The sequence below is a fragment of the Streptomyces lonarensis genome, assembly GCF_012033735.1.
Classification (GTDB): Bacteria; Actinomycetota; Actinomycetes; order Streptomycetales; family Streptomycetaceae; genus Streptomyces; species Streptomyces lonarensis.
In genome coordinates, this window is the sequence record NZ_JAAVJD010000416.1 from 1 (window position 1) to 2,390 (window position 2,390).

2 protein-coding genes are annotated in these 2,390 nt (G+C 72.8%); one reads left to right on the plus strand and one right to left on the minus strand.

Going from position 1 to position 2,390, the window contains the following annotated elements; genetic code table 11:
* Positions 1 to 63: 63 nt before the first annotated feature.
* Complete coding sequence (gene phoU / locus HCN56_RS25170; protein ID WP_167974903.1) at positions 64 to 765, minus strand: phosphate signaling complex protein PhoU; 702 nt, start codon at positions 763 to 765, stop codon at positions 64 to 66.
* Between the two features lie 246 nt (positions 766 to 1,011).
* Between phoU and HCN56_RS25175 the strand changes: the two genes are divergently transcribed.
* Positions 1,012 to 2,390, plus strand: a 1,379-nt coding sequence (locus tag HCN56_RS25175; protein ID WP_167974905.1) for a sensor histidine kinase, incomplete at its 3' end; no start/stop codon positions are given.

Consider the following 2,390-nt stretch of genomic DNA (forward strand, 5'->3'; position numbering starts at 1 on the left):
CCGCCGCCCCCGGAGGGACGGCGGCGCCAGGGCCGGGGCGACCGTCGGCCGGTCGCGCCCGGGTCAGCCCTCGGTCTTCTTCTCCGCGGCGACCGCCTGCGTCAGCGACTCCGGCTCGAACTCGTCCGCGTGCTCACCCGTCACCAGGTAGACCATGCGGCGGGCGACGGAGACCGCGTGGTCCGCGAACCGCTCGTAGTAGCGGCCCAGCAGGGTCACGTCCACGGCCGTCTCGACGCCGTGCTTCCAGCGGTCGTCCATGAGGTGCCGGAACAGCGTGCGGTGCAGCGTGTCCATCTCGTCGTCGTCCTGCTCCAGCTGCATCGCCAGCTCGACGTCCTTGGTGATGAGGACCTCGGCGGCCTTCGCCATCAGGCGCTGCGCCAGCTGCCCCATCTCCAGGATGGTCGCCTGCAGGTCGCGGGGGACCGCGGACTCGGGGAACCGCAGCCGGGCCACCTTGGCGACGTGCTCCGCCAGGTCGCCGGAGCGCTCCAGGTCGGCGCTCATTCGCAGCGAGGTCACGACGATCCGCAGGTCGGTGGCGACCGGCTGCTGGCGCGCCAGCAGGGCGATGGCGTTGTTCTCCAGGTCGCGGTGCATCTGGTCGACCTTGCTGTCCGCCTCGATCACGCTCTCGGCGAGCTTGAGGTCGGCGTCGAGCATCGCCGTGGTCGCCCGCCCCATGGCGGAGCCGACGAACCGGGCCATCTCCACGAGGCTGTCGCTGATGGCGTCCAGTTCCTCGTGATAAGCGTCACGCATCTGTGTACCTTCCTAGCCGGTCCCAACCACTCTACGAGCCGCCGAGTCACCTGTGTCGGGGGCCGCGGTGTCCGGCAATGAAACCGGTACCCGCCCGTTGCGGTTCCACGCTCCGCCCCCAAGGAGTCGCGTCCCGCCGCTCCAGGTGAACCGGGACTTTCCCGAAGGTGAACATCTTCCGGCCTGCGGACGAGCATCGTCGCGCAGTGCTGTGGCCGCCGTGCACCACCCGCATAACCTGATGACATGGACTTGAACGTGGCGGTCGCGGCGATGGCAGCGCTCGTCGGGCTGTGCACGGGTGTCGTCGCGATGCTCGCCTTCCGGATCAGCGAGCGCGAGCGGACCCGTCCGCACCGCCCGCACCGGGACGCCGCGCAGGTGCCCGAGCCCACCACCCTGCCGGCCGGCGTGGACACCGTGCTCTCGGTGCTCCGCTCCTCGGCCGTGGTGCTCGACGAGGCGGACAGCGTCGTCAAGGCCAGCTCCGCCGCCTACGCCCTCGGGCTGGTCCGCGGCGGTCGGCTCTCCGTGGAGCCCATGCTCCAGATGGCCCGCTCCACCCGGCGCGACGGCGAGATCCGGCAGCGCGAACTGGAGCTGCCGCCGCGCGGCCACTCCCGCAGCGACGTCCTCGCCGTCTCGGCCCGCTCCGCCCCGCTGGGCTCCCGGCTGGTGCTGCTGCTGGTGGAGGACCGCACCGAGGCCCGCCGCATCGAGGCGGTCCGCCGCGACTTCGTCGCCAACGTCAGCCACGAGCTGAAGACCCCGGCCGGCGCGCTCTCGCTGCTCTCCGAGGCGGTCGTCGACGCCTGTGACGACCCGGAGACGGTGCGCCGCTTCGGCGGCCGCATGCAGGTGGAGGCGACCCGGCTGACCAGCCTGGTGCAGGAGTTGATAGACCTCTCCCGCGTCCAGGACAACGACCCGCTCACCAACGCGGAGCTGGTCAGCGTCGACGAACTCGTCACCGAGGCGATGGACCGCTGCCGCCAGCCGGCGACCACCAAGGACATCACCATGGCCAGCGGCGGCACCACGGGCCTGCGGGTGTGGGGCAACCGCGGCCAGCTCGCCGCCGCGCTCGGCAACCTGGTCGAGAACGCCGTGAACTACAGCCCGCCCTCCACCCGGGTCGCCATAGCCGTCAGCCACCTGCCGGTGCCGCGCCCCGGCGGCACCGCCGCCGGCAGGCAGCAGCGGCAGATCGAGATCTCCGTGACGGACCAGGGGATAGGGATCTCCGAGTCCGACCGCGAGCGGATCTTCGAGCGGTTCTACCGGGTGGACCCGGCACGCTCGCGCGCCACCGGCGGCACCGGACTCGGCCTGGCAATCGTCAAGCACGTCGCCGCCTCGCACGGCGGGTCCGTCAACGTGTGGAGCGCGGAGGGGCAGGGCTCGACCTTCACCCTGACCCTGCCCGAGCCGGGCAGCGCCCGCGCCCGCCACCAGGCGGCGCGCAAGGACCGGGACGGTGTCAGCGGCGCGCTCCGCAGCCCGGACGACGTCCCGGAGACCTCCGGGGAGACGCCGCCCGGCGGTTCACCGGCGCCGCGGCGACCGCAGGACGGCACCCCGGGCGAGCCCCGGTCAGCCGCCCGCGCCGCCGAGCCGGGCAGCGA

Bases quoted from the DNA above. Each gene is read 5' to 3' on its own strand.
- phoU (WP_167974903.1), bottom strand. From the start codon at position 765: ATGCGTGACGCTTATCACGAGGAACTGGACGCCATCAGCGACAGCCTC.